Genomic DNA, 26,525 nt, shown 5'->3' with positions numbered 1-26,525 from the left:
GCACGCCGCAAGCGGGAAACGGGTTGGAAGGGCCGCATCGTGACACATCACAGTAACCACGACAGCACCCACCGCACGGCAGTCCGTAGACTGTGTCCGTGCCGATCGACCGCGATACCACCAAGCCCGCCAGCGCGCCGCCCCAGGCCCGCACCGGCGCCGTGGGCTCGCCCGCCCGCCCGATCAGCGTGAGCGTGACGGCGGGGGCCGCCGGGAGCGCCGGGGACCCACTGCGCGCCAACCTCGCCCTGATGGCCCCTGGCACCGCCCTGCGCGACGGGCTGGAGCGCATTCTGCGGGGCCGCACGGGTGCGCTCATCGTGCTGGGCTACGACAAGGTCGTCGAGGGCCTGTGCACCGGTGGCTTCCCGCTGGACGTGGAGTTCTCCGCGACGCGGGTCCGGGAGCTGTGCAAGATGGACGGCGCCGTCGTGCTCTCCAGCGACGGCACCAGGATCGTCCGGGCCGCCGTGCACCTGATGCCGGACCCGTCCATCCCGACCGAAGAGTCCGGCACCCGACACCGCACCGCCGAGCGGGTGGCCCGGCAGACCGGCTACCCGGTCATCTCGGTCAGCCAGTCCATGCGGATCATCAGCCTCTACGTCAACGGTCAACGACACGTGCTCGACGACTCGGCGGCGATCCTCTCCCGCGCCAACCAGGCGCTCGCCACCCTGGAGCGCTACAAGCTCCGGCTCGACGAGGTCTCCGGCACGCTCTCCGCACTGGAGATCGAGGATCTCGTCACCGTACGGGACGCGGTGGCCGTGGTGCAGCGCCTGGAGATGGTGCGCCGGATCGCCGACGAGATCGCCGGCTACGTGGTCGAGCTGGGCACCGACGGCCGCCTGCTGGCCCTGCAACTCGACGAGTTGATGGCCGGCGTGGACGCCGACCGGACGCTTGTCATCCGCGACTACCTGCCGGTCGGCCGCAAGTCGCGCACCCTGGACGAGGCACTCGTCGAGCTGGACCTGCTCGGTGCCACCGAGCTGATCGATCTGGTGTCGGTGGCCAAGGCGATCGGCTACCCGGCCGCGTCCGACGCGCTGGACGCGGCGGTCAGCCCTCGCGGCTTCCGGCTGCTGGCCAAGGTGCCACGGCTGCCGGTGGCGGTGGTCGACCGCCTGGTGGTGCACTTCGGCAGCCTGCAACGGCTGCTGGGCGCGACGGTGGAGGACCTGCAGGCCGTCGAAGGGGTCGGTGACGCCCGGGCACGCGGTGTCCGGGAAGGGCTGTCCCGGCTCGCCGAGGCGTCGATCCTGGAACGGTACGTCTGATCCGGCTCAGCCGGTGACGGTGAGCTTCACCGGCGCGCTGAGCTTCGTGCCGACCCGGGCGAACACCTCGTACGACCCGACCGGCGGGAATGGCCCACCGGCCAACTGGCCGTCACACCGGCTGGTGTCCCGCCCGTTCCACTGCACCTGGTAGGAGCGCTCGATGTTCGGCGTGAAGGACACCACGTCCGAGCCTTGGACCTTGCCGCAGGTGTCCGAGGACCAGACCTTCTCGGCACCGGACTTGATGAAGATCTCCTGCAGGTCGGCGCCGACGTTGCGGCTGCACGTCCGGTCCGAGGTGTTTTTGATCTTGAGTTGCAGGTCGACAAGCGCCCCGCGCTGGACCGAGGTCGGGCTCGCCATCGAGACCACGCGGATCTCCGCGTCGGTGCAGGTGCCGTCGTCCACCGAACCGCCCACCGCATCCGGCGGAGGATCGTTGCTGGTGATCGCGGGGCTCGGGGTCGTCGCATCCGGATTCGCCGCGCCCGCATCGCCGGACGCCGACGGCTGCGGACTACCCGTCTGCGGCGTCAGCACAGGAGCGCCCGGACCGGTCGTCCCGGTGGGCGTGGCCGTCGGCGACCCCGCGGCCTTCGAGTCGTCGCCGGAGCGACCCGAGTTGGTGCAGGAATAGAGCAGGACAATCAGGAAGAGAAGCCCCGCTCCGAGTACGACGACGCGACGCCGCCAGTACACGGCGGGTGGCAGGGGGCCGACCGTCAGACGCATGATGCCCCCCACCGTAGCCGCGCTGCCCCCACCAGTACGGCGCGACGCGCCGGAGCCCCACCGGGACGCCGGCGCAACCGTCCCCTATGGACGGAGGCCCCGGTCGCCCGCCACCCGCTCAGAGGTAGACCTTGCGCTGGTAGACGGCGTGCGCACCGGCCACCCGATCCAGAAAAAGCAGCCCCGCGCAGTGGTCGATCTCGTGCTGCAACGCCCGCGCCTCGAAGCCGTCGGTCACCAACCGGACCGGCCCGCCGGTGCCCGGCAGGTCACCCTCCACCACCAGCCGGCTGGCCCGCTTCACGTCACCGGTCAGGTCCGGCACCGACATGCAACCCTCCCGGCCCGGTCTCCACCGGGTCGCCTCCACCACGCGGGCGTTGCACAGCACGAAGGTCCCGTGCACCGTCACCGCCTTCGGGTGCCCGGTCACATCGACAGCGAACACCCGAGCACCAACCCCGACCTGCGGCGCCGCCAACCCGACACAGCCTGGCGAAACCCGCATCGTCGCGACCAGATCGGCCGCGAGCTGGACTGTCTCGGCCGCCGTCGGATCGACCTCACCGGCGGCCCGACTCAACACCGGATGCGGGGCGGACAACACCGCCCGCACCGCGCCCGACACGGCAAGCGCCTCCGGTGTCCAACCGCCCAGACCCGCGTACGTCTCGGCGGCCGGCACGCTCTCCGCGCCGCTCACAACAGATCCGGGTCCGCAGGGCGGAGCGTGACCTCCACGCCCAGCTCCGCAGCCGTCCGGTGCAGCCGGTCCACAAGCGCGTCGGCCACGCCGGCCGGCAACTCGACCTCGGCCAGCACCACGTAGAGCGAACCCGCCAGGCGGGTACTCAGGTCCGTGACATTCCCGCCGGCGTCGACGAGCACCCGGGTCATCGCCGCGACGATGCCCATCCGGTCCGAACCGTGCACCGCCAGCACGTACGGTTCACCCGCCGCCGGCACCTCACCGTCGGGCGTGACCGCGCGTACCGTCGCCAGCAGTTGACCCTCGGCGGCCAGCGGCACCAGCGCGGCCTCAACCTCGGCGGCGGCCGGCCCGGTACAGATCAGGGTCATCGCGAAATGCCCCCGCAGCCGCGTCATCGTGCTGTCGGTGAGGTTCGCGCCCAGTCGGGCCAACACCTCGGCGACGTCGGCCACGATGCCCGGCCGGTCCCGACCGATGACGGTGATCGCGAGCTCGTTCATCCGCGCATTGTCTCCGATCCGGGCAGCGCCGCCGTGACACCCCGCCCGAGCCGCCCACCCAGCGGGACCACGGCGCGTGACATCATCGGGGATGCCATGACTCAACCCGATTTCGCGACCCTGGTCAGCAGGTGGTTCCAGCAACACGCCCGTGACCTCCCCTGGCGGGCACCGGACACCAGCCCGTGGGCCATCCTGGTCAGCGAGGTCATGCTTCAACAGACACCCGTGGTCCGGGTCGTGCCGGCCTGGCAGGCGTGGCTGACCCGCTGGCCGGATCCGGCAGCGTTGGCGGCGGACACCCCCGCCGAGGCGATCCGGATGTGGGGACGCCTCGGCTACCCCCGTCGGGCCGTCCGGCTGCGAGAATGCGCGGTAGCGATCGTCGACCGACACGGCGGCCGGGTGCCGGACCGCCTGGAACAACTACTGGCCCTGCCGGGAGTCGGCACGTACACGGCACGGGCGGTGGCGGCGTTCGCGTACGGGCAGCGGCACCCGGTGGTCGACACCAACGTACGGCGGGTGGTCTGCCGGGCGGTAGCCGGCGAGCCCGACGCCGGGCCGGTCACCCGACCGGCCGACCTGGTCGCCACCGAAGAGCTACTCCCGGCGGAACCGGCCGCGGCGGCGCTGGCCAGCGCCGCGTTCATGGAGCTGGGCGCGGTCATCTGCACCGCCCGGTCACCGCGCTGCACGGCCTGCCCGGTCGAGTCGACCTGCGCGTGGCGGGCCTCCGGCCAGGAGGCCCCAACGGGGCCAACCCGCCGACCCCAGCGGTACGCGGGCACCGACCGGCAGGTACGCGGCCTGCTGCTCAAGATGCTTCGGGAGACCACCGGTCCGGTGCCGCACCAACGCCTGGACCAGGTCTGGACCGATGACGTGCAGCGCGCCCGAGCCCTGGCCGGCCTGGTGCAGGACGGGCTGGTCGAACCAGCCGGCACCGATTCCTTCCGCCTCGCCGGCGACGGCCCGTCCCACCCCACCGCCGACCTGACCACCTGAACCACCCCGACCGGCCACGCCGCCGCGGCCCCACCGTGTGGCGCGCCGTGCGCCGCCCCCCGCCGCACCGCGTCCCACCCGGCTGCATGGTGCGCCGCCCCGCCGCCCCGCCGCCCCGCCGCACCGTGCGCCGCCCCGCCGCCCCGTGCGCCGCCCCGCCGCACCGCGCCGTGTCCGGCACCGCCCCGTGCGCCGCCCCGCCGCACCGCGCCGTGTCCGGCACCGCGCCGTGCGCCGTGCCCCGCCCCGTGCCATGCGTCGTGCCGCGCCCCGCCCCGATCCGTGCGCCGTGCCCCGCACCGGGCCACGCACCGTGCCCCGCATGGGCCGTGCCGTGCCGTGCCGCGCCCCGCCCGCGCGCCGTGCCCCGCACCGCGCCGCGCGCCGTGCCCCGCACCGCGCCGCGCGCCGCCCGCCGCGCGCCGCGCTGTGGGCTGGGCTGGGCTGGGCTGGGCTGGGCTGGGCTACAAGATCGTGCTCGATCCTGGAATTAGTGGTCTCGCGCGGGCTGGAGGCCACTACATCATGGATGCTGCGCGATCTTGCGGTCGCAAGCCTCCGCGGGACGCCCAAGCCCCCGACCAGTCCACGCCGTAGGCCTCACTGTGCCCCACAACATCAGGGAAGTTGCTACCTCCGGACGTCGTGAGCCAGCACTTTCCCTGATGTTGCGCGGATCTTGCGGGACGCCGCACGGCGAGTGAAGCCGGGCGGGCGCGCAGAGGTGCGGGAAGGCCCGGACAGGCCGGGCGGGCGCGATCAGGCGCGCCATCGGGACAGGGGCGATCGGGACAAGCGCAATCGGGGCGGCACGGTCACGGCAGGCCCCACCAGCACAAGCACGATCAGGCCGACACGGTCACGGCAGGCCCCACCAGCACAAGCACGATCCGGGCAGGCGCAGGCAGCGCGGGAAGGCGGGGCAGGCGGAGCGGGCGTGTGGGTCCTGGGGGATGGCGCAAAGAAGGCGGGGCCCCGGTGGCTCATGCCACCGGGGCCCCGCCCTTGCTGCTGGTTATGCCACCTCGTCCGTGGCCGCTGCGGCGGTGCCAGCGGCGGTGCCACCGAGATCGGCCGGCACGGCGTCCGGAACTTCGACAGGCTTCTCCGCGCCCCGGAAGACGAGCTTGGACTTGTCGATGTCGTTCGGGTCGCCCTCGCAGTCCACCACGACGATCTGACCCGGGGTCAGCTCGTTGAACAGGATGCGCTCGGAGAGGTTGTCCTCGATGTCGCGCTGGATCGTGCGACGAAGCGGACGGGCACCGAGCACCGGGTCGAAGCCCTTCGCCGCCAGGTACTTCTTGGCGTTGTCGGTCAGCTCCAGACCCATGTCCTTGTTGCGCAGCTGGCCCTCGATCCGCTGGATCATGATGTCCACGATCGAGAGGATCTCGCTCTGACGCAGCTGGTGGAAGACGATGGTGTCGTCGATCCGGTTGAGGAACTCAGGCCGGAAGTGCTGCTTGAGCTCGTCGTTGACCTTCTGCTTCATCCGGTCGTAGTTGGACTCGGAGTCCTCCGACTGCTGGAAGCCCAGCGACACCGCCTTGGCGACGTCACGGGTGCCCAGGTTGGTGGTCAGGATGATGACCGTGTTCTTGAAGTCCACGATCCGACCCTGACCGTCGGTGAGCCGACCATCCTCCAGGATCTGGAGCAGCGTGTTGAACACGTCCGGGTGGGCCTTCTCGATCTCGTCGAAGAGGACCACCGAGAACGGCCGACGCCGCACCTTCTCGGTCAGCTGCCCGCCCTCGTCGTAACCGACGTAGCCGGGAGGGGCACCCACGAGCCGGGAGACCGTGTAACGGTCGTGGAACTCGGACATGTCCAGCTGGATGAGAGCATCCTCGCTGCCGAAGAGGAACTCGGCGAGCGCCTTGGACAGCTCGGTCTTACCGACACCGGACGGGCCGGCGAAGATGAACGACCCCGACGGGCGCTTCGGGTCCTTCAGGCCGGCCCGGGTACGCCGGATCGCCTTCGAGACCGCCTTGACCGCGTCCTCCTGACCGATGACGCGCTTGTGCAGCTCGTCCTCCATGCGCAGCAGGCGGGAGGTCTCCTCCTCGGTCAGCTTGTAGACCGGGATGCCGGTCCAGTTGCCGAGCACCTCGGCGATCTGCTCGTCGTCAACCTCGCTGACGACGTCCAGGTCACCGGCCTTCCACTCCTTCTCCCGCTGCGCCTTCTGACCGAGGAGTTGCTTCTCCTTGTCACGCAGCTGCGCGGCGCGCTCGAAGTCCTGAGCGTCGATCGCGGACTCCTTGTCGCGACGCACCTGGGCGATGCGCTCGTCGAAGTCACGCAGGTCTGGCGGCGCGGTCATCCGACGGATCCGCATCCGGGCGCCGGCCTCGTCGATCAGGTCGATCGCCTTGTCCGGCAGGAAGCGGTCGGAGATGTACCGGTCGGCCAGAGTTGCGGCAGCCACCAGGGCCGCGTCCGTGATGCTCACGCGGTGGTGGGCCTCGTACCGGTCGCGCAGGCCCTTGAGGATCTCGATGGTGTGCGCCAGCGACGGCTCACCCACCTGGATCGGCTGGAACCGGCGCTCGAGAGCGGCGTCCTTCTCCAGGTGCTTGCGGTATTCATCCAGGGTGGTGGCACCGATGGTCTGCAGCTCACCACGGGCCAGCATCGGCTTCAGGATGCTCGCGGCGTCGATCGCGCCCTCGGCGGCACCCGCACCCACCAGGGTGTGGATCTCGTCGATGAACAGGATGATGTCGCCGCGGGTGCGGATCTCCTTGAGCACCTTCTTGAGGCGCTCCTCGAAGTCACCGCGGTAGCGGGAACCGGCGACCAGCGCACCGAGGTCGAGCGTGTAGAGCTGCTTGTCCTTGAGAGTCTCGGGCACCTCGCCCTTGATGATCTTCTGGGAAAGCCCCTCCACCACGGCGGTCTTACCGACGCCGGGCTCACCGATCAGGACCGGGTTGTTCTTGGTACGGCGGGAGAGCACCTGCATGACCCGCTCGATTTCCTTCTCGCGCCCGATGACCGGGTCGAGCTTGCCCTCACGGGCGGCCTGCGTCAGGTTGCGACCGAACTGGTCCAGCACCAGGCTTGTCGACGGCGCGGCCTCACCCGGCGCGGCGCCCGCAGCGGCGGGCTCCTTGCCCTGGTAGCCGGAGAGCAGCTGGATCACCTGCTGGCGGACCCGGTTGAGGTCGGCGCCGAGCTTGACCAGCACCTGGGCGGCAACGCCCTCGCCCTCGCGGATCAGCCCGAGCAGGATGTGCTCGGTGCCGATGTAGTTGTGGCCGAGCTGCAGCGCCTCGCGCAGCGACAGCTCCAGCACCTTCTTGGCCCGCGGCGTGAACGGGATGTGCCCGCTCGGCGCCTGCTGACCCTGGCCGATGATCTCCTCGACCTGCTGGCGGACGCCCTCCAGGGAGATGCCGAGGCTCTCCAGGGCCTTTGCCGCGACGCCTTCACCTTCGTGGATCAGGCCCAGCAGGATGTGTTCCGTACCGATGTAGTTGTGGTTGAGCATCCGGGCCTCTTCTTGGGCCAGGACGACAACCCGTCGCGCTCGGTCGGTGAACCGCTCGAACATGCCCTCGTGCTCCTCACGTGCCGTGCGCCTTGATGGTCAAGATCTTGGCGGGGCCGGTGCACGAACGTCCGGGACGGGCGTCCGTGCCTCCTTACTCTATCGTCGCTGACCGACTCAGCTGAGGTCGTGTGTCTCTGCTCTGGGTCAGTTCCACGTCGTTTTGGACAACCGTCCGCGCTCAGGAGGTGTTCCGGTAGTCCTGTCGCTACGCGCAGAGCGAAATCCGACTGGCACGACCGGAGCCCGATCCGGGCCTCGGAAGCGCTCCGGAAGCCCTCGGAGGGGTGCCGGGGGCCGCGACGGGGTTGTCCACAGGCTGTGGATAGTTGCTCCACTGGTTGTGGACAACGTCGGTGGGCACGGAATGCTTCCCCGCCCCTCGACCCCCGTCCCGCACCCGGACACGGCGACGCCGGCCCGGAGAACCCCTCCGGCCCGGCGTCGGTGTCGCCTGCGGTGGCGACTGGCCACCAAAGCTGATGGATCAGCGCTTCGCGTGGTACTCGTCAACGATCTCCTGCGGGATACGACCCCGGTCCGAGATGTCCTTACCGGCCTTCTTGGCCCACTCCCGGATCGCCTTGTTCTGTTCCCGATCGGCGGTCGCGCCACCCCGACCACGGGCAGCCCGCCCACCGATCACGACGCCGCCCCGGCCGACCTTCGTGCCGGCACCCACGTACGAGGCAAAAGCGTCGCGCAATTTAGCGGCGTTGGCACTCGACAGGTCGATCTCGTACTGAACGCCGTCGAGGGCGAACTTGACGGTCTCGTCCGCGTCCCCGCCGTCCAGGTCATCGACCAGCTTGTGAATGATCTGCTTGGCCACGTCCCACATTCCTTTCGAGCAGGGCACTCCTGCTAACGAGAGCACAATAACCCCCGCAGTGCTTGCCGCGTCAATAGGATGCCGTTACGGCGTGGGGTGAGCCGGGCGAACCCCTACTCCGGGCGGACCAACGGGAAGAGGATCGTTTCCCGAATTCCGAGGCCGGTCAGGGCCATCAACATCCGGTCGATTCCCATTCCCATGCCCCCGGCCGGCGGCATTCCGTACTCCATCGCCCGGAGAAAGTCCTCGTCGAGGCGCATCGCCTCGTCGTCGCCCCGGGCCGCGAGCCGCGCCTGGGCCACCAGCCGCTCCCGCTGCACGACCGGGTCGACCAGCTCGGAGTAGCCGGTGCCCAGCTCGAAACCGAGCACGTAGAGGTCCCACTTCTCGGCCAGCCCCGGCTCACTGCGGTGGGCCCGGGTGAGCGGGCTGGTCTCCTCCGGGTAGTCCCGCACGAAGGTGGGCGCCACCAGACTGGGGACCACCAGCTCCTCGAACAGTTCCTCGGCCAGCTTGCCCGGCCCCCACTTCGGGTCGACGGCCAATCCCACCTTGTCCGCGTACTCCACCAGGCGGGTTCGGTCGGTGCGGACCGTGACCTCCTCGCCGAGCGCTTCGGAAAGCACGCCGAAGAGTGTCACCGACCGCCACTCGCCACCCAGGTCGAACTCCCGTCCGTCGGCGTGGGTCACCACCGTCGAACCGCTGACCGCGATCGCCGCCTGTTGCACGAGATTACGGGTCAGGTCGGCGATCGTGTCGTAGTCGCCGTACGCCTGGTACGTCTCCAGCATCGCGAACTCCGGCGAGTGCGAAGAGTCGACACCCTCATTACGGAAGTTGCGGTTGATCTCGAAGACTCGGTCGACGCCGCCAACCACAGCGCGCTTGAGAAACAGTTCCGGAGCGATTCGCAGATACAGATCGGTGCTCAACGCATTGCTGTGGGTCACGAACGGTCGGGCCGTCGCACCACCATGCAGCAGTTGCAGCATCGGCGTTTCCACCTCGATGAAGCCCTGCCCGTGCAGTGAATCGCGCAGACTGCGCACGGCGGCGGCTCGGGTACGGACCATCTCCCGAGCCTGCGGCCGGACGATCAGGTCGACGTAACGCTGCCGGACGCGGGCCTCCTCGGAGAGCGGCTTGTGCGCCACCGGCAACGGTCGCAGCGCCTTGGCGGTCATCTCCCACTGCTGCGCCAGCACCGACAGCTCACCCCGGCGGCTGGTGATCACCTCACCGGTGACGCCGACATGGTCACCGAGGTCGACCAGGCGCTTCCACGCCTCCAGCCGCTCCGGACCGACCCGGTCCAGGGAGAGCATCGCCTGCAACTCGGTGCCGTCGCCGTCGCGCAGGGTCGCGAAGCACAGCTTGCCGGTGTTGCGTACGAAGATCACCCGGCCGGTGACCGCGACCTGGTCGCCGGTCGCGGTGTCGGTCGGCAGGTCGGCGTAGCGGGCCCGGACCTGCGCCAGGGTGGTCGTCCGGGGAAAACCGACCGGGTAGGGCTCGACGCCCTCGGCGAGCATCCGGTCCCGCTTCTCCCGGCGGACCTTCATCTGCTCGGGAAGGTCGTCGGCGGGGTCCACTGGCACGGCGTTCTGCTCGCTCACGGCACGCTTCCTCGTCACGAAGATTCAGGGGGTCAGGGCCGAGCGTACTCAAGCCGTCCGGGGGCCGTTACCGGATAACCTGCCCGCCATGGTCGATCACACTCACGCCCTCTCGTTCGGGGCCGCAGCGAGCGATTATGACCGGTTTCGACCCCGCTATCCCGAGCGGGCGGTCGGTTGGGCCCTCGACGGGTTGAGCAACGCCCGGGTCGTCGATCTCGGCGCGGGCACCGGCATCCTGACCCGCGCCGTGCAGGCCCTGGGTCACGAGGTCGTACCCGTGGAGCCCGATCCGGGGATGCGGGCCCAGCTCGCGGAAGCGACGCCGGGCACGACGGCGCTCGCGGGCAGCGCCGAGGCCGTGCCGCTGCCAGACGGCGCGGCGGACGCGGTGCTGGTCGGGACCGCCTACCACTGGTTCGACCGGGAGCCGGCGCACGCCGAGATCGCCCGGGTCCTCCGCCCCGGCGGCACCTTCGCCCCCATCTGGAACGTCCGGGACGATCGGGACGAGTGGGTGGCGGAGCTGAGCAGGATCGCCCACATCGGATACCGGTCCGGCAACCTGGTCGAGAAGTACAAGGACTTCGGCCCCGCCTTCGAGCCGATCGAGTTGGACGAGTTCGCGCACCGCACGACGCTCACCCCGGACGAGGTGCTCGGGATGGTCCGGACCCGGTCGTACTGGCTCACCGCCTCCAGCGCGGACCGGCGGCGGGTCGAGCGGGAGCTGGCCGAACTCCTGGCCACCCACCCCGACCTGGCCGGCCGGGAGACAGTCGAGCTGCCGTACCGGACGGTGGTGCTGCGCGCCCGGCGGCACTGACGGGTCACAGGTTGCGGTCGTAGACCATCCGGAGGCCGATCAGCGTGATCATCGGCTCGTGGTGGGTGATGGTGCGGCACTCGTTGATCACCAGGGAGGCCAGGCCACCGGTGGCGATCACCGCCTTCACCTCGCCCAACTCCTCGGTCATCCGCTCGACGATGCGGTCCACCTGCCCGGCGAACCCGAAGTAGAGGCCGGCCTGGAGGCACTCCACGGTGTTCTTGCCGATCACCGAACGGGGCTTGGTGGCCTCGACCTTGCGTAGCTGGGCGGCGCGGGCGGCCAACGCGTCGAAGGAGATCTCGATGCCCGGGGCGAACGCCCCGCCGAGGAACTCGCCCCGACCGCTGATCACGTCGAAGTTCGTGGTGGTGCCGAAGTCCACGACGATCGACGGCCCGCCGTAGAGGGAGTACGCGGCAAGCGTGTTCACCACCCGGTCGGCGCCCACCTCCTTCGGATTGTCGATCGCCAACTGCACCCCGGTCCGTACGCCCGGCTCGACGATCACGCTCGGCAGGTCCGCGTAGTAACGGCCGAGCATGGTACGCAGCGAGCGCAGCGCGGCAGGCACTGTCGAGCAGGCGGCCACGCCGGTGATCTCGACGTTGTCCCCGGCGAGCAGGCCCCGGAACATGAGGCCCAACTCGTCCGCCGTCGAGCGGGCATCGGTCTTGATCCGCCAGGAGTGCACGAGCTTGTCACCGTCGAAGGTCGCCAGCACGGTGTTGGTGTTTCCGATGTCGATGCAGAGCAGCACGCACGCAGCCTAGACAACGACCGTACGGGCGGGTGCGGACCGGGCGACGGACCGTATCCTTGTCGTATCGCGACATGAGCATGGATCAATCCACGGCGGGGCCGGACGGGGAGCGGACATGTCGGGGACGTGGTGGATGCGGGGCCGCAACACCCTGCGCCGTCGTCGACGACACGTGTTCGTGCTGATCGCGTTGGCCGGCGGCGCGATCTGGATGGTCGTGCAGGCCTGGCGGGCGTCCGTTCGGGAGACCGGCAGCTTCGCCGGCGACCTCTACCTCAACATCGGCGCCGCGCTGATCATGACGCTGCTGACGTACGTGGTGCTCAACCCGCTCTTCCGTGAGCTCCAGACGGTGAGCATCATCGAGCATCCCCGCCTGGACCGGGACGCCCTGATCGAACGGGTCGCCCAGTCCCGCGAGATCGTGGCCATCCTGGAGACCTGGACCAGCATGCTGGAGGGCCCGTACGCGGCCCGGTTCGTGGCCGCGCTGCGCTCCGCGCTCGCCAACGGCGCCGTCGTCAAGGTGCTGCTGCTCGACCCGGACTCGCCGGCGGTCCGGCTGCGCGGCGAGGAGCTGCGCCGGCGGGACGCCTCGGTCGCCATCCTCAACAACCTGTGGCACCTCGCGCGGCTCAGCGAGGAGCTGCCCGAGTCGGCCCGCGCCCGGCTTCAGGTCCGGGTCTACAGCGCCGCCCCCTCCGTGCAGATGTACCGCTGGGACGGCAAGGCCTTCATCTCGTTCTTCCCGGTGCAGGGCAGCACCTTCGACACCCAGCAGATCGAGGCGTTCGTCTCGACCCCGTTGGGCGAGTTCGTCGACGACCGGTTCGCCGAGCTGTGGGACACCGCTCCGCTGGAGGACCTGGCGGCCTGCCTCACGCTGCGGCTCTGCCTGCGCCAGGCCGGTCGGGACCTGGAGACCTGCGACGCGCTCTACGTACGCTCCGACGGCGACTGGTACATCGCCGGCACCGACCTGGTGCGCAACGTGGCCCGGCACGGCCTGGCCGGGCTCACCGTCGTGCTGGACCGGCCCGAGGCGGCCGGCGAGATCTTCGCCATCGGCGAGGCCGACGAGCTGCCGCCGGAGGTCTACAACCGGGTGCTGGAGCTCTTCCGCGCCAAGTACGGCCTGGACGGCCGGCAGGACACCGAGAACCGGGTGATCTTCAACCTGGCCGCCAGCTCGCTCACCACCGTCTGAGACGCCGGCCCCGGCCCGCTATTCGGTCCGCAGGTCCAGGGCGATGTCCAGGATCGGCGACGAGTGGGTCAGCGCGCCCACCGAGAGGAAGTCGACGCCGGTCGCCGCATAGCGACCCGCCACCTCCAGGGTCAACCCGCCGGTCGCCTCCAACTCGGCCCGGTCACCCACGGCGGCCACCGCCTCGGCCAACGTCTCGGGCGTCATGTTGTCGCAGAGCAGGAAATCCGCCCCGGCCTCCACCGCCTCGACCGCCTCGTCGACGGTCGTCACCTCGACCTGCACCGGCACCTCCGGGAACGCCTCCCGGACCCGCCGGTACGCCGGCGTGATGCCCCCGGCCGCCAGCTTGTGGTTGTCCTTGATCATGGCCACGTCGTAGAGGCCCATCCGCTTGTTGGTGCCCCCGCCGGCCCGCACCGCGTACTTCTCCAACGCCCGCAGGCCCGGCGTCGTCTTGCGGGTGTCCAACACCATCGCCTTCGTGCCGGCCAACGCGTCCGCCCAGGCGCGGGTGTGGGTGGCCACCCCGGACATCCGGCAGAGCAGGTTCAGCGCCGTCCGCTCGGCCGTCAGCAGCAGCCGGGTCGGGCCGGTCACCGTCGCCAGCACCGCACCGCGGGCCACCCGCTCGCCGTCGCGGGCCAACACCGACACCTCGACCGTACGACCGAAGCCGGTCACCTCGCCCACCAGCTCGAACACGGCGGCCGCCACCGCCATCCCGGCCAGCACACCATCCGCGCGGGCCACCAGGTCGGCGGTGTCGGTCTGCTCCGCCGGAATGGTGGCCACGCTCGTCACGTCCAGGAAGTCGGGGCCCAGATCCTCGACCAGCGCGGTCTCGATCACCTGCCGCACCCGCGCCGGATCCAGCCCGGCCGCCCGCAACGCCGCCTCTGTCGACCCCGTCATGAGTTCCCCTCCCACAGTTGGCCCACCCGGCCCTCCGCCCCGACCGACCCGACCAGGTGACCGAGCCACCGCTCGTCGGCCGTCGGGAAGTCCTCCCGCCAGTGACAACCGCGGGTCTCACCACGCGCGTACGCGGCGGCGACAAGCGTCGACGCCACGGTGAGCAGGTTTGTCGCCTCCCAGTCCGCGAGCCGGGGCCGGCCCCGGGCAACGCCCAACTCCCGCAGCGTCCCGGCCGCCTCGGCAAGCGTCGCCGCGGACCGGAGCACCCCGGCCCCCCGGGTCATCGCCCGCTGCAGGGTCGGCGTCGCCGCCGCGGGCAGCACCCAGCCCGCACCCCCGCGCCAGGCGCCGGTGTCCGCCGGCTGCACCTGCTCGGGCAGGCCGGCCGCGATGTCCTCGGCGATCCGCCGGGAGAAGACCAGACCCTCCAGCAGCGAGTTGCTGGCCAGCCGGTTCGCGCCGTGCACACCCGTGCAGGCCACCTCGCCGCAGGCGTACAGGCCGGGGATCGAGGTGCGGCCGCGCAGGTCGGTGCGGACACCGCCGGAGGCGTAGTGGGCGGCCGGCGCCACCGGGATCAGGTCGGTCGCCGGGTCCACGCCGATCGCCAGGCAGGACGCCACGATCGTGGGGAACCGACCGGCCAGGAAGTCCCCGCCCAGGTGCCGCGCGTCGAGGAAGACGTGGTCCGCGCCGGTGGCCAACAACACCCGGTGGATGCCCTTGGCCACCACGTCCCGGGGTGCCAGCTCGGCCAACTCGTGCTGGCCCACCATGAACCGCTTACCGTCCGCGTCCACCAGGTACGCGCCCTCACCGCGCAGCGCCTCGGAGACCAGCGGCTGCTGCGCGTGCCCGGCACCTGGCACTCCCGCGCCGGGCGGCGTGATCAGGGCGGTCGGATGGAACTGGACGAACTCCACGTCGGTCACCGCCGCGCCGGCCCGCATCGCCAGCGCCACCCCGTCGCCGGTGGAGACCGCCGGATTGGTGGTGGCCGCGAAGATCTGCCCCATCCCGCCGGTGGCGAGCACCACCGCCCGGGCCAGCAGCGCTCCGACGCCGTCCTCGCTGCCCTCGCCGAGCACGTGCAGGGTGATTCCGCAGGCCGGGCCGAGCCCGTCCGGGCCGTCGCCCGGCGCCCGCAGCAGGTCCAGGACCAGGGCGTGTTCGACAAGGCGGATCCACGGGTCACGCTGCACGGCGGCGTGCAACGCCCGCTGCACCTCCGCGCCGGTGGCGTCACCACCGGCGTGCACGATCCGGTCCGCCCGGTGCCCGCCCTCGCGGGTCAGCATCAACGAGCCGTCCGGATGGCGATCGAACTCGGCACCGATGCGCATCAGCTCCCGCAGCCGGGTCGGGCCCTCCTCGACCAGCACCTGGACCGCCGCCGGGTCGCAGAGCCCGACCCCGGCGATCTGGGTGTCGCGGGCATGCGCCGCCGGGGTGTCCGTCGGGTCGAGCACGGCGGCGATGCCGCCCTGCGCCCACCGCGTCGAGCCGTCGTCGATGTTGACCTTGGTGACCACCGTGACGTGCAGGCCCGCCTCACGCAGGTGCAGCGCCGCGGTCAACCCGGCCACCCCGGAACCCACCACGATCACGTCGGTGGTCTCCACCCAGCCGGGCGCGGGCGCGGCCAGCAACGCGGGCAGGGCCGGCAGGTCGACGGTTGGAAGGTCCATCCCCCCAGTCAACCCGAACCATCCTCGGCCGGGGCGGCGGGGGCGGGACGAGTGTTTTGGGCTACCCCGTCCGGCGCCGCGCCGACCGTCAGCCCGTGGTCACTTCGTCCGGACCGGAAGGCCGGCCGGACCCGTGCCCTTCAGCGAGGCGGTCACCGTACGGTCGCTGAGCCACAGGTAGCAGCGGACACCCCGGTCACCGACCCGCCAGCGCCCCGCACCCGGCGGGCGGACCACCAACCCGCTCCGAAAGCGCAGGTTGACGTCGTCCGGCACGCCCACGTAGCGGCCGAGGACGCTGCGACAGCCGTCGTAGAGCGGCGCCCAGTCGGCGTCCCGGGTCGGATACGCCATGTCCGGCGCGCGCCACACCCCGACGAACTCCGCGTCGTGCTTCTGCGCGCACTCCACCGGGATCAGCGTCCGCACCCCGGCACCGGCCCCGGTGCGGGTCTGTTGGCAACCGAGCCGCAGCCCGGCCGCCCCCTTCAACGCGTCCCGCAGGCTGCCCGACCGGACCACGACCGTGGCCGCGGCCTCGACGGTGGTCAGCTCGGTGAGGTCGCACCGGAACCACCGGGAACCGGCCGCCCAGCCCGGCCCCGAGGGCAACGCCACCGACAACCGCAGCCGGCCGGCCCGCCAGTCGTCGCCCACGTACCCGGTCGCCCGGGTGTCGCACTCGGTGAACGCGCCCCGCAACTCCGCCGAGCCACCCGCCGGCGCGCTCGCCCGCTCGACCGGGAACGCCCCGACATGCACCGTTTCCAGCCGGTGTGGGCCGGCGCAGTCCACCGGCTCGTAGGCGGCAAGGGTGACCACATCGGTGAAGTCGGCGGCCTGGCAGACACCTGCGGCCGGGGTGAACGCCGACGCCTGCGGCAGCGCCGCCCAGTCGTCGGTCAGGTCACCGTCCAGGTCACCCGACCCGGCGCAGCCCGCCAGCAGCACCGCCGTCACGGCAGCGGCGAACACGGTCGTCCTGGCACTGCGCATAGCGGCCTCCCCCAGCCACCGACCGGCCTTCGCCAGCGCGCCAAGGGTAACCGGAAATGACCTTCCGGTGACAGACCGGAATCGCCTCGTGCGGGATCAGACTCCGGACACGGCCAACGGGCTGGGCACCGGGTGGCCGGCCGTGCCGGGTGCCACCGCGGCCGGGTCGACACCCAACTCGAGCACCCGGTTGTCGGTGTCCACGTGCACCACCCGGGGGCGGTACGAGCGCGCCTCGGCGTCGTCCATCTGGGCGTACGAGATCAGGATGACCAGGTCACCGGGGTGCACCAGGTGCGCGGCGGCACCGTTGATGCCGATCACGCCACTGCCCCGCACGCCGGGAATCACGTACGTCTCCAGCCGTGCGCCGTTGGTGATGTCCACGATCGCCACCTGCTCGCCGGGGAGCAGGTCGGCGGCGTCGAGCAGATCCTCGTCCACTGTCACCGAACCGACGTAGTGCAGGTCGGCCTGGGTCACCGTGGCCCGGTGGATCTTCGACTTGAGCATGGTCCGCAGCATCGGGGTGGCCTTTCACGAAGTGGTGGAGGGTGGTGCGGCCCGGTCAGGGGCGGGGGGCGAGGTGGATCGCCGCGTTGTCGATCAGGCGGGTGGCGCCCACCCAGGCGGCGATCACCAGCCGCGCCGGCCCGCTGACCGGCCCCGGCTCCAACTCGGGGTCGGTGAGCACCAGGTAGTCGAGGCGGGCACCAGGCGTGCCGGCGCCGAACGCGGCGTGCGCGGCGGTCAGCACCGCTCCCGCGTCCAGGCCGTCCTCGGCGGCGCTCGCGCCGGCCCGCAACGCGGCGGACAGGCTCAGCGCCGCGGCCCGCTCCGACTCGCTCAGGTAGCGGTTGCGGCTGGACAGCGCCAACCCGTCCGGCTCCCGGACGGTCGGCACGCCGACCACCTCGACCGGTACGTCCAGGTCCCGGGCCATCCGCCGGACCAGGGTGAGCTGCTGGTAGTCCTTCTCGCCGAAGAACGTCAGGTCCGGCCGGGTGAGCTGGAGCAGCTTCAGCACCACGGTGAGCACCCCGTGGAAGAAGCCGGGACGGCTCGCGCCCTCCAACTCCGCGCCGAGCGGGCCCGGGTCGAGGCGTACGCGGGGCTGGCCGTCCGGGTACATGTCCGCCACCGACGGGGCGAAGACGACATCCGCGCCCGCCCGCCGGCACACCTCAAGATCGGCGTCGAGGGTGCGCGGATAGCGGTCGAAGTCCTCGTTCGGCCCGAACTGCAACGGGTTCACGAAGACCGTGACCAGCACGTGGTCGGCCTGTTCCCGGGCCGTACGCAGCAGCGTCTCGTGCCCGGAGTGCAGGGCGCCCATGGTCATCACGACCCCGACCGTGCCCTTCAGCCCGGCCCGGGCCTCGGCCAGCTCGGCGCGCGTGTGGACGAGCTGTGTCATGCGGCCACCTCCCGGGCGGTGTCGGCGAGCACGCCGAGCAGCGACTGCGCGTCCACCGGCCGCAGCCGGCCGGCGGCGATCGCCCGGTCGGCGGTACGCCGGGCCAACGCGAGGTAGGCGGGGACGGATTCCGGCGCGGTGGCGGCCAGCCGGGCCAGGTGCCGCTGGACGGTGCCCGCGTCGCCCCGGGAGACCGGGCCGGTCAACGCGTCGTCACCGAGCCGCAGCGCGTTTTCCAGGGCGGTCCGCAGCAGCGGGGCGAGCACCTTCTCCGGCCGGGCCACCCCGGCGTCGCGCAGCCGGTCGGTCGCCTCGTTCACGAGGGTCACCAGGTGGTTCGCGCCGTGGGCCAGCGCGGCGTGGTAGAGCGGGCGGTCCGACTCGGCCACCCACTCCGGCACGCCACCCAGGTCGGCGACCAGCCGGGCAGCAAGCGGGCGCAGCTCCGCCGGGGCGGTCACCCCGTACGAGATGCCGGCCAACCGGGGCAGGTCGTCCGGCGTACCGGTGAAGGTCATGGCGGGGTGCAGGGCCAGCGGGCGGGCACCGACCGCGACGGCCGGCGACAGCACGGTCAGGCCGTGCGCGCCGGAGGTGTGCGCGACCACCTGGCCCGGGTGCAGGGCGCCCCGGTCGGCGAGGTCGGCGACGACTCCGGCCAGCGCGTCGTCCGGCACCGCGATCAGCAGCAGGTCGGTGGCGGCGCGGGCGACGGAGGTGACCGGGCTGCGCGGCACCTCGGGCAGCAGCAGGGCGAGACGAGCGCGGCTGGCCCCGGAGTCGCCCGCCACGGCCACCACCCGGTGCCCGGCGGCGGCGAGCGCGGCGCCCAGGACGGCACCGACCCGACCGGCGCCGACGACGCCGACGGTGAGCAGACGGGAGGAGGGGGCGCCGATGACGGCGCGATCCCGCGATGCGGGGGGCCCAAACGGGGCGGCCGGGCGCGGGCGCAACGGTGCGCTCATGACGACGATCCAGTCCTCGAGAAGGGGTACCGGTCGATCGCAAGTATGCGCCCGCGTCACGGGCCGAAACAGGAGGTGTGAAAACGTTCACCACCGAAGGAAAGGCCCGGTGGTGACGGGTCGGGCTCAGACCGGGGCCGACGTGATCGTGCGTAGTTCGGTGGCCACCTCGGCGATCAGGTCGGCTAGCGAGCCGCCCTCGCTCTCGGGTGCGACCCAGCGGGCGAGCGCGACCCGGAAGACCATGACGCCGGACTCGGTCGCCAGGGCGGCGGTCGTCTCGCTGAGGCCCTTGGCACGCAGAGCGGCGGTGAGCGCGGCCGTCAGCGAGCTCGTCTTGGCCAGCTCACGCTCCTGCAACTCGGGACTACTGGCAATGATCGACTGGCGCATCCGGACCAGTTCGAGGCGGTCGGTGAAGATCTGCTCCCCCACCTGGCGGAAGGCGGCGACGACCGCCTCGAACGGCCCGGCGTCCGTCTCGGCCACCGCCTTGACCAGAACCTCCTCCAACTGCTCGCCGCCGCTGAAGAGCGCCTCGCGTTTGTCGCCGAAGAGCCGGTAGAAGGTGCGCTTGTCGAGGCCGGCCCGGGCGGCGATGTCGGCGACAGTCGTCTGCTCGAAGCCGCGCTCGCGGAACAGCTCGAAGGCGGCCGCCTCCAGGCGGCCGCGCGCGTCCGGTTGCCAGCGGGCCATGCGGCGATGGTATCCGATGTCACGTTGCGACATTATTTTCGTTGACCCATGTCACCTTGCGACATCGTGAGCTACGGTGATGTCACAAGGCGACATCCGCTTCTCGCAAAGGAACTGCCATGCGTGTATTCGTCACCGGCGCCTCCGGCCACCTCGGCTCCGCGGTCGTACCGAAGCTGATCTCCGCCGGACACGACGTCGTCGGCCTGGCCCGCTCCGACACGTCCGCCGCCGCGATCGAGAAGCTCGGCGCCGACGTACGCCGCGGCGACCTGTCCGACCTCGACGTGCTCCGCCAGGAAGCCGCCACCTCCGACGGGGTGATCCACCTGGCGTTCCGCCACGACCTCATGATCAACGGCGACATGGCCGGCGCAGCCGAAACCGACCTGGCCGCCCTCGGGGCACTCGCCGACGGCCTGGACGGCTCCGGCAAACCCCTGGTCGGCACCAGCGGGACAGCCATGCTCGCGATGGGCGGCATCGTCGGTCGCCCCGGCACCGAGCGCGACGCCTTCCCGAGCGGCTACCGGATCGACGCGGAGAACTTCGTCGTCGACCTCGCCGCCCGCGGTGTGCGCTCCTCCATCGTCCGGCTCGCGCCCACCGTGCACAGCACGCTCGACCACTACGGCTTCATCACCGCCATCATCGCCGCCGCCCGGCAGCACGGGTACGCCGCATACGTCGGCGAGGGCACCAACCGGTGGCCGGCCGTGCACACGCTCGACGCGGCCGAGCTCTACCGGCTCGCCCTGGAAAAGGCCCCGGCCGGTGCACGCCTGCACGCAGCCGCCGACGAAGGAGTCTCCTTCCGGCAGATCGCCACCGCCATCGGGCGCAACCTGGACATCCCGGTCCGAAGCATCAGCCCCGACGAGGCAGACAACTTCTTCGGCTTCCTCGGGTCGTTCGCGCAGATGGACAACCCGACGTCATCCGCGATCACACGCGAACTGCTGGGCTGGGTCCCCACCCACCCCGACCTGATCGCCGACCTGAACGAGGGGCACTACTTCCAGGCCTGAACACATTTCCGGGGAGCCCACCTTGATCAAATGATGAAAAGTAGGTACCGGGAGCTTTCCTGACCTACTTTTCAGCAACTGATCACCGCGCGCCCTCCGCTGCCGAGCGGGGCGCGGATGATCGTGACGTGGGGCCGGAATCGGAGTGGGTGGATGTCGATCGCGTGGCGGGACGCCATGAGCAGAGCCCTCTACGGGCCGGGTGGCTTCTTCGTCGCCGGCACCGGGCCGGCCGACCACTTCCGCACCAGCGTGCACGCCTCACCCGCGTTCACGAGCGCCCTGCTGCGCCTGATCTCGGAGGTGGACTCGGCACTCGGCCACCCGCCACGGTTCGACGTGGTCGACGTGGGTGCCGGGCGAGGAGAACTGCTGCGAGCGATCCACCAGGCCGTCGGGGTCGCGGTGGGGGTTTCCGGGGAGCCCACCCGCTCCGGGCGGTCAGGCTTGATCCCTGCGCGGGCGGGCTCCCCGGAAACCCCGACTCCCACGGCGTCCGCCCGTCCGTCACCCGACGAGCCGTCGTCGGTCACCGTCCGCCCGCCGCTTGCGCAGCGGGTCCGCTTCACAGCGGTCGAGTACGCCCACCGCCCCGAGAACCTGCCCGAAGAGATCAACTGGACAGCCGAGATCCCCACCAAGATCACCGGAGTGCTCCTGGCCACCGAGTGGCTGGACAACGTCCCCCTGGACATAGCGGCACACACCGAAGAGGGCTGGCGATACGTACTGGTCGACCCCGAGAGCGGCACAGAGACGATCGGCGACCCGGTCAGTCCCGCTGATCTTGAGTGGCTGGCGAGGTGGTGGCTGAACCCCGCGAGCCCGCCCAGCACGGACAGCGACCCGAGTCCGGGGGTGGCCGGGACAGACCCGACCAGCGAAAGCGAGTCGGGTTTCGGGGCAGCCCGGCCGGCGCAGGGATCAAGCCTGACCGCCCGGAGCCGGCCGGGCTGCCCCGAAACCCCCCACAGTGACCACCTACGAGCCGAGATCGGCCGCAGCAGAGATGAGGCGTGGGCCGACGCGATAGGCAGGATCGAACGCGGGCTGGCGGTCGCGGTCGACTACGGGCACCTGCGGGAGAACAGGCCCGTGCACGGGACGTTGACCGGGTACCGGGCCGGGCGGCAGGTGCCTCCGGTGCCGGACGGGTCGAGTGACGTGACCGCCCACGTGGCCATGGACTCCGTCGCCTCCGCCGGTGCGGCGGTCGCCAGGTGTGCGTACTCCCTGGTCTCGCAGGCCGAGGCGCTGCGGGCGCTCGGGGCCGACGGCGGCCGACCCCCGCTGAGCATGGCCGGCACCGACCCGGCGGGGTACGTGCGGGCGCTGGCCGCCGCGTCGGCGGTCGCCGAGCTGACCGATCCGGCCGGGCTCGGTGGGCACCTGTGGTTGCGCCAACCGGTCGGCATCCCGCTCGGCCCGGCCGTGGCACGATGACGGGCATGACCACCGACGCCGGGGACCTCCGTGAACTGACCGTCGGCACCGGGGCCGGCCTGGTCGCCGGCACCGGCGATCAGCAGCTCGGCACCGACATGGTGCTGAACATCGGCCCGCAGCACCCCTCCACGCACGGTGTGCTGCGGTTGAAGCTGGTGCTCGACGGCGAGCGGGTGGTCGCCTGCGAGCCGATCGTCGGTTACATGCACCGGGGGGCGGAGAAGCTCTTCGAGGTGCGCGACTACCGGCAGATCATCGTGCTGGCCAACAGGCACGACTGGCTCTCGGCGTTCTCCAACGAGCTGGGTGTGGTGCTCGCGGTGGAACGCCTGATGGGCATGGAGGTGCCGGAGCGGGCCACCTGGCTGCGGATGGCCCTCGCCGAGTTGAACCGGGTGCTCAACCACCTGATGTTCCTCGGCTCGTACCCGCTGGAGATCGGGGCGATCACGCCCATCTTCTACGCCTTCCGGGAACGGGAGACCATCCAGGCGGTGATGGAGGAGGTCTCCGGCGGCCGGATCCACTACATGTTCAACCGGGTCGGTGGCCTCAAGGAGGAGGTGCCGTACGGCTGGACCGGTCGGGCCCGCGCGGCGATCGGCGAGGTTCGCCGACGGCTGCCCGACCTGGACCACCTGATCCGGCGCAACGAGATCTTCCTGGCCCGTACCGTGGGCGTGGGTGTGCTCTCCGCCGCCGACGCCGCCGCGTTCGGCGCGTCCGGGCCGGTGGCCCGCGCCTCCGGGCTCGACCTGGACCTGCGCCGCGACGACCCCTACCTGGCGTACGACGAGCTGAACGTGCCGGTGGTCACCAAGACCGCCGGGGACTGCCACGCCCGCTTCGAGGTGCTGCTGGACCAGGTGTACGCGTCGCTGGACCTCGCCGAGCAGTGCCTGGACCGGGTGGACCAGCTCACCGGGCCGATCAACACTCGACTGCCGAAGGTGCTCAAGGCGCCGGAGGGGCACACGTACGCCTGGACGGAGAACCCGCTCGGCATCAACGGCTACTACCTGGTGTCCCGGGGTGAGAAGACGCCGTGGCGACTGAAGCTGCGCACCGCCTCGTACGCGAACGTGCAGGCGCTGGCCACCCTGCTGCCCGGCTGCCTGGTGCCGGACCTGATCGCGATCCTCGGTTCGATGTTCTTCGTGGTCGGCGACATCGACAAGTGACGCTAGCCGGCTGACCGGTCAGCGCCAGCGGTCGCCGGGCGGGGTGCCGCCGGCGCGCGGTGCGTCGTCCTGCGGCGGGTAGCCGTAGCGCTCGTCGACCCGGCGCCTACCGGTCCGCTCGGGTGCGGGTTCGGCCTGCTGACCGCGCGGGCGCGGTGGCCGCCACTCGTCCGGCACCGGGACGCCGCCCACCGGCAGCGCCGGCCGGTCCGTCGGCTCGGCCCGGTGGTACGACTCGCCCTCCTCGTGCCGACGCGGCTCCCCGTAGCGGCGCGGCTCCTCCGGGCGGCGCGGCTCGTCGTAGCGGCGCGGCTCCTCGCGCCGGCGCGGCTCCTCAGGGCGGCGCGGCTCGGCGTGCTGGCGCGGCTCCTCGTAGCGGCGCGGTTGCTCGTGCTGGCGGGGTTCCTCATGGCGGACCTCGGCCCAACGGTCGGCCACCCGGTACTCGGTGCCGGTGGCGTCGGCGCGCACCTCGGCCCGGCGCTCGCCGACGCGCAGCTCACGGCCGTTCTCGTCGTCGCGGACGGCGGCCCACCGATCACCGGCCCGCAGCTGCGACCAGTACTCGCCCGTGTCGTCGGCCCGCAGGGCCGGACCGGGCTGGGGAGCGGCCGCACCCGCCCGATCACGCTGTTCCGGCCAACCGCGATCGTCCGGGCTGTCCCAGGAGCCCGAGGTCGGCCGCTCCGGCGCGTGGTGCGACCTGGCCGCCGGGCCGGGCTCGTCGGGCTCGGCGTACGCGTCGCGTGGATCGGTCCACTCCGGCTCGTCGCGGCGACCCGTCCAACCCGGCTCGTTGCCGTCCGGACCGTTCCGGTCGGCACGCCGACCCGACGCCTCCCACGCGCGGTCATCACCGGAGCGGGCCCGGTCGTCGCCGGAGCGTGCCCGGTCGTCGCCGGGGTGCCGGTCGGCGTCGTACCCGGCTCGGGGGTGCTCCACCGGCTCGCCCCTCGATCGGCCGGCCGAACGGCCACGCTCGTCCGCGCCGCCGCCCCGGGTCCACTCCTGCGCCGGTGGCGTCCACCGGCCCGGGTACTCGCCGTCGTAACGCCCGGTCGGCTCGGCCGGCCCGCCGTCCACGACCGTGTGCCGGGTGGTGACGTGCACGGTCTCGGTGTGCCGGACCACGCCGCCCGGCCGGTGCGCCGGCTCGGGGCGGTCGTGCTCCCGGGGACGCGCCGAGCCGTGCGCGGTGTCGGCTGGGCGCGCCGCGCCGTACGTCCTCGCGGCCGCCCGCGGCTCGGCGGCCTCCCGTGGGTAGGCCGGCTCGTCGTCGTCCGGGTGCGCGGGACGGCCCCACCGGGACGCGTCGTCCGGGCCGGCCGCTCGGGCCCGGACCGGCGGCGCGTCACCCGGCACCTGGACGCGGCTACGGGCCACCGGCGCGTTGTCCACCTGCGGCGCGACACTCGGCACCCGCGCCCGGCCGGGGCCCGGCGGCTCCGCGACGGGAGCGGCGGCGGCGACGGGAGCGGCGGCGGCAGCGCCGACGGGAGCGGCACCGGCGAGAGCGGCACCGCTGGCGTCCAGCCGGCGACGGACGGCGGCGATCCCCTCCTGTGCCCGGTGCGCCTGGTCGAGCGCCTGACTACCGCGCTGCGTGGCGGTGGCGATCTCGGTCCGCAGCTCCCGGCGAAGCTCCTCGATCTCATCCAGCAGCTCGTCGGCTCGCGCGCCCTCGTCGTCGGGCCGCAGCGCGATGGACAGGCCGATCAGCACCACCGCGACGATGGCGAGCACCGCGGCGAAGCGCAGCGGGCCGTTACCGTCGGCGACGAGCAGGATCAGCGCCGCCACCGGGGCGAGAGCGACCCCCGCCCAGAAGAGCACGGTCAGCAGCGATGGTCGACGCCGGGCGTCTGAGGTGGCCGGGGCTGGCATGGATGTGCAGCCTACCGACGAGCTTCACCGGAGGGAACGGGGTCCCGGGATGCGCGGACGCCCCCGCCCGGTCGGGGCGGGGGCGTCCGCGGCACGCCCGGGGGCAGGGCTCAGCTGGTGGCGAACGCGCCGTCCGAGGAGAAGATCAGGCCCACGCTGATCGAGCCGTCCCGCAGACCGCTCTTGGTGAGCGGTCCACCCTGGTCCAGGGAGGAGAACGAGCCGACCTTCAGCCCGTACGTCTTCTCCAGGCCCGGCTTGCAGAAGGCCCGCTGCTCGCACTCCGGCGGGCCACCCAGCTTCGTCGCGCTGCCGGAGCACTTGGCGGCGAACTCGGACAGGGTCCGCACGCCGTACTTGTCGGCGAACTCCTTGGTGACGGCGAAGGCGTTCTGGTCCTGGGCGGCGGCCGGGGTGCCGAAGGTGAGGCCCACCTTGTCGCCCTCGGCCTTGAGCGCGGTCACCGTGGTGTTGATGTCGGGCGAGGAGATCGGCGGAGGAGTGCCGCCCTTGTCCTTGGTGTTGAGGAACTCGGCCATCGTCGCCGCGTACTCCGGGACGACCTGGATCTCGCCCTTCACCAGCGCCGGCTCGTACAGCTCGCGGTTGCCGATCTGCTGCACCTTGACCTGGTAGCCGGCGGCCGTGAGCGCGATCCGGTACAGCTCGCCCAGGATCTGACTCTCGGCGAAGTTGGCGGCGCCCACCACGATGTCGCCGCCCGGTCCCTTGGCGATGCCCGCGGTGACGTTGTTGGCGCTGGCGAACTCCTCGGCCGCCACCTTGGCGGTCTTGCGGTCCTCGTTGACCGCCTTGTTGAGCTGGACCAGCTTCGGGGTGTCGAGCACGGCGGAGACCTTGTCCAGCGCGGCGAGCAACTGCGGGTTGGCCGCCTTGCTGTTGACCGCGGGAATGACGTTGTCGGAGTTCTGGAGCTTCTTGTCGTCCTGCAGAGCGATGAGCTGCTTGCCGGCCACCGGGGCGCAGCCGGCGCCGGAGGCGCTCGACTGGGGCGCGTCGGTGCCGGACGAGCCGGCGTCACCGCAACCGGTGAGAAGTGCTGCCCCGGCGACGGCGCTTATCGCGCCGATCGCCAGACGTGTACGTGCGCGCATGTGCCCGCCTTCCGTGTCCCGGCGCGGCCCGTCCCGGGCCGGCCGCGTGTCCGACGGGCGATCCTGACTGTCGGTCGCCCGCGAATATCCACCCAACATGCTCCGCAACCGACCGACAACCTGGGATGGACTTCG

General features: G+C 71.8%; 23 protein-coding genes. 7 read left to right on the top strand and 16 right to left on the bottom strand.

Annotated elements, in window-relative coordinates:
- Positions 1–98: 98 nt before the first annotated feature.
- On the top strand, positions 99–1,283 hold the full coding sequence (disA, locus tag ACPXBU_RS23130) for a DNA integrity scanning diadenylate cyclase DisA (protein WP_393369498.1): 1,185 nt from the start codon (positions 99–101) through the stop codon (positions 1,281–1,283).
- A gap of 6 nt (positions 1,284–1,289) precedes the next feature.
- Here the strand turns inward: disA and ACPXBU_RS23125 are convergent, their stop codons facing one another.
- The 3 genes from ACPXBU_RS23125 to ACPXBU_RS23115 all read right to left on the bottom strand — a co-directional run bounded on the left by ACPXBU_RS23125 (position 1,290) and on the right by ACPXBU_RS23115 (position 3,230).
- Complete coding sequence (locus ACPXBU_RS23125; RefSeq protein ID WP_393369496.1) at positions 1,290–2,018, bottom strand: hypothetical protein; 729 nt, start codon at positions 2,016–2,018, stop codon at positions 1,290–1,292.
- Positions 2,019–2,136: 118 nt separating this feature from the next.
- Positions 2,137–2,721: a peptide deformylase gene (locus ACPXBU_RS23120; protein WP_425759626.1), complete on the bottom strand. Its 585-nt coding sequence runs from the start codon at positions 2,719–2,721 to the stop codon at positions 2,137–2,139.
- Positions 2,718–3,230: a glycine cleavage system protein R gene (locus ACPXBU_RS23115; RefSeq protein ID WP_425759625.1), complete on the bottom strand. Its 513-nt coding sequence runs from the start codon at positions 3,228–3,230 to the stop codon at positions 2,718–2,720. Before ACPXBU_RS23115 ends, ACPXBU_RS23120 begins: the two co-directional genes overlap by 4 nt.
- A 96-nt stretch (positions 3,231–3,326) precedes the next feature.
- Here ACPXBU_RS23115 and ACPXBU_RS23110 point away from each other — a divergent pair, with 96 nt between their 5' ends.
- Entirely contained in the window at positions 3,327–4,238 is a 912-nt protein-coding gene (locus tag ACPXBU_RS23110; RefSeq protein WP_425759624.1) for an A/G-specific adenine glycosylase, read from the top strand.
- A 1,015-nt stretch (positions 4,239–5,253) separates the two neighbouring features.
- On the opposite strand, the gene ACPXBU_RS23105 is transcribed toward ACPXBU_RS23110, so the two are convergent.
- From ACPXBU_RS23105 to lysS, 3 genes are all read right to left on the bottom strand, one after another.
- Entirely contained in the window at positions 5,254–7,803 is a 2,550-nt protein-coding gene (locus tag ACPXBU_RS23105) for an ATP-dependent Clp protease ATP-binding subunit (RefSeq protein ID WP_393369486.1), read from the bottom strand.
- Between the two features lie 484 nt (positions 7,804–8,287).
- Positions 8,288–8,632 carry a histone-like nucleoid-structuring protein Lsr2 gene (locus ACPXBU_RS23100; protein WP_110563841.1) on the bottom strand — a complete coding sequence of 115 codons (345 nt, stop codon included), beginning with the start codon at positions 8,630–8,632 and terminating at the stop codon, positions 8,288–8,290.
- Positions 8,633–8,745: 113 nt separating this feature from the next.
- Positions 8,746–10,254 (bottom strand): lysine--tRNA ligase, encoded by a 1,509-nt coding sequence (lysS, locus tag ACPXBU_RS23095; protein ID WP_393369483.1) that lies wholly within the window; start codon positions 10,252–10,254, stop codon positions 8,746–8,748.
- An 88-nt stretch (positions 10,255–10,342) separates the two neighbouring features.
- On the opposite strand from lysS, the gene ACPXBU_RS23090 reads away from it, so the two are divergent.
- Positions 10,343–11,080, top strand: a complete 738-nt coding sequence (locus ACPXBU_RS23090; protein WP_425759623.1) for a class I SAM-dependent methyltransferase — start codon at positions 10,343–10,345, stop codon at positions 11,078–11,080.
- Between the two features lie 4 nt (positions 11,081–11,084).
- Here ACPXBU_RS23090 and ACPXBU_RS23085 read toward each other — a convergent pair whose 3' ends face one another.
- Positions 11,085–11,843, bottom strand: coding sequence for a type III pantothenate kinase (locus ACPXBU_RS23085; protein ID WP_357404064.1), 759 nt, complete (start codon positions 11,841–11,843; stop codon positions 11,085–11,087).
- A 118-nt stretch (positions 11,844–11,961) separates the two neighbouring features.
- On the opposite strand from ACPXBU_RS23085, the gene ACPXBU_RS23080 reads away from it, so the two are divergent.
- The gene (locus ACPXBU_RS23080) at positions 11,962–13,053 is read left to right on the top strand and encodes a hypothetical protein (protein WP_425759622.1); all 1,092 of its coding nucleotides are present in this window, start codon (positions 11,962–11,964) and stop codon (positions 13,051–13,053) included.
- An 18-nt stretch (positions 13,054–13,071) separates the two neighbouring features.
- Here ACPXBU_RS23080 and nadC read toward each other — a convergent pair whose 3' ends face one another.
- From nadC to ACPXBU_RS23045, 7 genes are all read right to left on the bottom strand, one after another.
- Positions 13,072–13,968, bottom strand: coding sequence for a carboxylating nicotinate-nucleotide diphosphorylase (nadC, locus tag ACPXBU_RS23075; protein WP_393369475.1), 897 nt, complete (start codon positions 13,966–13,968; stop codon positions 13,072–13,074).
- Positions 13,965–15,659, bottom strand: coding sequence for an L-aspartate oxidase (locus ACPXBU_RS23070; RefSeq protein WP_425759621.1), 1,695 nt, complete (start codon positions 15,657–15,659; stop codon positions 13,965–13,967). The genes nadC and ACPXBU_RS23070 overlap by 4 nt, the downstream gene beginning before the upstream one ends.
- Before the next feature lie 99 nt (positions 15,660–15,758).
- Positions 15,759–16,655: a septum formation family protein gene (locus tag ACPXBU_RS23065; protein WP_393369469.1), complete on the bottom strand. Its 897-nt coding sequence runs from the start codon at positions 16,653–16,655 to the stop codon at positions 15,759–15,761.
- A gap of 96 nt (positions 16,656–16,751) precedes the next feature.
- Positions 16,752–17,180 carry an aspartate 1-decarboxylase gene (panD, locus tag ACPXBU_RS23060; RefSeq protein ID WP_393369466.1) on the bottom strand — a complete coding sequence of 143 codons (429 nt, stop codon included), beginning with the start codon at positions 17,178–17,180 and terminating at the stop codon, positions 16,752–16,754.
- Between the two features lie 43 nt (positions 17,181–17,223).
- Positions 17,224–18,072: a pantoate--beta-alanine ligase gene (gene panC, locus ACPXBU_RS23055; RefSeq protein ID WP_425759620.1), complete on the bottom strand. Its 849-nt coding sequence runs from the start codon at positions 18,070–18,072 to the stop codon at positions 17,224–17,226.
- The gene (locus tag ACPXBU_RS23050) at positions 18,069–19,040 is read right to left on the bottom strand and encodes a Rossmann-like and DUF2520 domain-containing protein (RefSeq protein ID WP_425759619.1); all 972 of its coding nucleotides are present in this window, start codon (positions 19,038–19,040) and stop codon (positions 18,069–18,071) included. The genes panC and ACPXBU_RS23050 overlap by 4 nt, the downstream gene beginning before the upstream one ends.
- Before the next feature lie 126 nt (positions 19,041–19,166).
- The gene (locus ACPXBU_RS23045) at positions 19,167–19,736 is read right to left on the bottom strand and encodes a TetR family transcriptional regulator (protein WP_425759618.1); all 570 of its coding nucleotides are present in this window, start codon (positions 19,734–19,736) and stop codon (positions 19,167–19,169) included.
- A gap of 119 nt (positions 19,737–19,855) precedes the next feature.
- Between ACPXBU_RS23045 and ACPXBU_RS23040 the strand changes: the two genes are divergently transcribed.
- The 3 genes from ACPXBU_RS23040 to ACPXBU_RS23030 all read left to right on the top strand — a co-directional run bounded on the left by ACPXBU_RS23040 (position 19,856) and on the right by ACPXBU_RS23030 (position 23,391).
- Complete coding sequence (locus ACPXBU_RS23040; RefSeq protein ID WP_425759616.1) at positions 19,856–20,764, top strand: SDR family oxidoreductase; 909 nt, start codon at positions 19,856–19,858, stop codon at positions 20,762–20,764.
- Positions 20,765–20,917: 153 nt separating this feature from the next.
- The gene (locus ACPXBU_RS23035; RefSeq protein ID WP_425759615.1) at positions 20,918–22,207 is read left to right on the top strand and encodes an SAM-dependent methyltransferase; all 1,290 of its coding nucleotides are present in this window, start codon (positions 20,918–20,920) and stop codon (positions 22,205–22,207) included.
- Positions 22,204–23,391 carry an NADH-quinone oxidoreductase subunit D gene (locus ACPXBU_RS23030; protein ID WP_425759614.1) on the top strand — a complete coding sequence of 396 codons (1,188 nt, stop codon included), beginning with the start codon at positions 22,204–22,206 and terminating at the stop codon, positions 23,389–23,391. The genes ACPXBU_RS23035 and ACPXBU_RS23030 overlap by 4 nt, the downstream gene beginning before the upstream one ends.
- Before the next feature lie 18 nt (positions 23,392–23,409).
- Here ACPXBU_RS23030 and ACPXBU_RS23025 read toward each other — a convergent pair whose 3' ends face one another.
- Together ACPXBU_RS23025 and ACPXBU_RS23020 are read right to left on the bottom strand one after the other, a co-directional pair.
- Positions 23,410–25,275 carry a hypothetical protein gene (locus ACPXBU_RS23025; protein ID WP_425759613.1) on the bottom strand — a complete coding sequence of 622 codons (1,866 nt, stop codon included), beginning with the start codon at positions 25,273–25,275 and terminating at the stop codon, positions 23,410–23,412.
- A gap of 110 nt (positions 25,276–25,385) precedes the next feature.
- Positions 25,386–26,390: a glycine betaine ABC transporter substrate-binding protein gene (locus tag ACPXBU_RS23020; RefSeq protein ID WP_425759612.1), complete on the bottom strand. Its 1,005-nt coding sequence runs from the start codon at positions 26,388–26,390 to the stop codon at positions 25,386–25,388.
- Between the last annotated feature and the right edge of the window lie 135 nt (positions 26,391–26,525).

It is taken from the genome of Micromonospora sp. DT231 (genome assembly GCF_049847025.1).
Taxonomy (GTDB): Bacteria; Actinomycetota; Actinomycetes; order Mycobacteriales; family Micromonosporaceae; genus Micromonospora.
The sequence above is the reverse complement of the archived record's forward strand: the minus strand, read 5'-3'. Positions and strand labels throughout refer to the sequence as shown.

What these genes read in the sequence shown, in the direction of transcription:
- ACPXBU_RS23090 (WP_425759623.1), top strand. Translation starts at nt 10,343, where the DNA reads ATGGTCGATCACACTCACGCCCTCTCGTTCGGGGCCGCAGCGAGCGAT.
- nadC (WP_393369475.1), bottom strand. Translation starts at nt 13,968, where the DNA reads ATGACGGGGTCGACAGAGGCGGCGTTGCGGGCGGCCGGGCTGGATCCG.
- ACPXBU_RS23105 (WP_393369486.1), bottom strand. Translation starts at nt 7,803, where the DNA reads ATGTTCGAGCGGTTCACCGACCGAGCGCGACGGGTTGTCGTCCTGGCC.
- ACPXBU_RS23040 (WP_425759616.1), top strand. Translation starts at nt 19,856, where the DNA reads ATGCGTGTATTCGTCACCGGCGCCTCCGGCCACCTCGGCTCCGCGGTC.
- ACPXBU_RS23125 (WP_393369496.1), bottom strand. Translation starts at nt 2,018, where the DNA reads ATGCGTCTGACGGTCGGCCCCCTGCCACCCGCCGTGTACTGGCGGCGT.
- panC (WP_425759620.1), bottom strand. Translation starts at nt 18,072, where the DNA reads ATGACACAGCTCGTCCACACGCGCGCCGAGCTGGCCGAGGCCCGGGCC.
- ACPXBU_RS23110 (WP_425759624.1), top strand. Translation starts at nt 3,327, where the DNA reads ATGACTCAACCCGATTTCGCGACCCTGGTCAGCAGGTGGTTCCAGCAA.
- ACPXBU_RS23020 (WP_425759612.1), bottom strand. Translation starts at nt 26,390, where the DNA reads ATGCGCGCACGTACACGTCTGGCGATCGGCGCGATAAGCGCCGTCGCC.
- ACPXBU_RS23115 (WP_425759625.1), bottom strand. Translation starts at nt 3,230, where the DNA reads ATGAACGAGCTCGCGATCACCGTCATCGGTCGGGACCGGCCGGGCATC.
- ACPXBU_RS23035 (WP_425759615.1), top strand. Translation starts at nt 20,918, where the DNA reads ATGTCGATCGCGTGGCGGGACGCCATGAGCAGAGCCCTCTACGGGCCG.
- ACPXBU_RS23065 (WP_393369469.1), bottom strand. Translation starts at nt 16,655, where the DNA reads ATGCGCAGTGCCAGGACGACCGTGTTCGCCGCTGCCGTGACGGCGGTG.
- ACPXBU_RS23025 (WP_425759613.1), bottom strand. Translation starts at nt 25,275, where the DNA reads ATGCCAGCCCCGGCCACCTCAGACGCCCGGCGTCGACCATCGCTGCTG.
- ACPXBU_RS23080 (WP_425759622.1), top strand. Translation starts at nt 11,962, where the DNA reads ATGTCGGGGACGTGGTGGATGCGGGGCCGCAACACCCTGCGCCGTCGT.
- ACPXBU_RS23070 (WP_425759621.1), bottom strand. Translation starts at nt 15,659, where the DNA reads ATGGACCTTCCAACCGTCGACCTGCCGGCCCTGCCCGCGTTGCTGGCC.
- ACPXBU_RS23050 (WP_425759619.1), bottom strand. Translation starts at nt 19,040, where the DNA reads ATGAGCGCACCGTTGCGCCCGCGCCCGGCCGCCCCGTTTGGGCCCCCC.
- panD (WP_393369466.1), bottom strand. Translation starts at nt 17,180, where the DNA reads ATGCTGCGGACCATGCTCAAGTCGAAGATCCACCGGGCCACGGTGACC.
- ACPXBU_RS23045 (WP_425759618.1), bottom strand. Translation starts at nt 19,736, where the DNA reads ATGGCCCGCTGGCAACCGGACGCGCGCGGCCGCCTGGAGGCGGCCGCC.
- ACPXBU_RS23030 (WP_425759614.1), top strand. Translation starts at nt 22,204, where the DNA reads ATGACGGGCATGACCACCGACGCCGGGGACCTCCGTGAACTGACCGTC.